Origin of the sequence: Pedobacter sp. ASV12 (assembly GCF_016429155.1) — a bacterium.
Taxonomy (GTDB): Bacteria; Bacteroidota; Bacteroidia; order Sphingobacteriales; family Sphingobacteriaceae; genus Pedobacter.
Genome location: NZ_JAELUC010000290.1, coordinates 1 through 465, shown reverse-complemented (window position 1 = coordinate 465; position 465 = coordinate 1). Strand labels below are relative to the sequence as shown.

Genomic DNA, 465 nt, shown 5'->3' with positions numbered 1-465 from the left:
GCATAGAAGAAGCGCAACAATTGGCCGTTAAGGCCCATCGGGCATGTCCTTATTCAAAAGCCACTAGGGGAAACATTGAAGTTAGGGTAACCGCAGTTTAGCCAACCCTAGAAACAGGACCTCCATAAAGCGTAACCTTTTTATTGTTCTCTTAGAAACCCAAACCTATAAAGACTTTACAGGAAGAGATGATGATAAAGCAAACTTTTTGGAGGCCCCTTTAGCCTTACAACAATAATTTGCTGGCCAAGCCCAAAAGAAGCAAAAAACCGAATACGTCGGTAAATGTAGTAATAATAATAGAGGAGGCAATGGCCGGATCAATACCTACTCTTTTTAAAAGTAATGGAATACCAGCTCCAGTAACCCCAGCAATAATCAAATTACCTGTCATTGCCAAAAAGATAACCAGTCCCAACAACAAATTGGCATCGAAAAAGAAAGCAAAAATGAGCACGATTAAAC

At 40.2% G+C, this 465-nt stretch carries 1 protein-coding gene and 1 pseudogene; one reads left to right on the top strand and one right to left on the bottom strand.

Going from position 1 to position 465, the window contains the following annotated elements:
- Positions 1 to 101, top strand: a pseudogene (locus tag JHD69_RS21190) (organic hydroperoxide resistance protein); the annotation flags it as partial.
- Positions 102 to 226: 125 nt separating this feature from the next.
- Here JHD69_RS21190 and JHD69_RS20350 read toward each other — a convergent pair.
- Positions 227 to 465 (bottom strand): magnesium transporter (locus JHD69_RS20350; protein ID WP_199142147.1); only part of this gene is annotated, 239 nt, incomplete at its 5' end.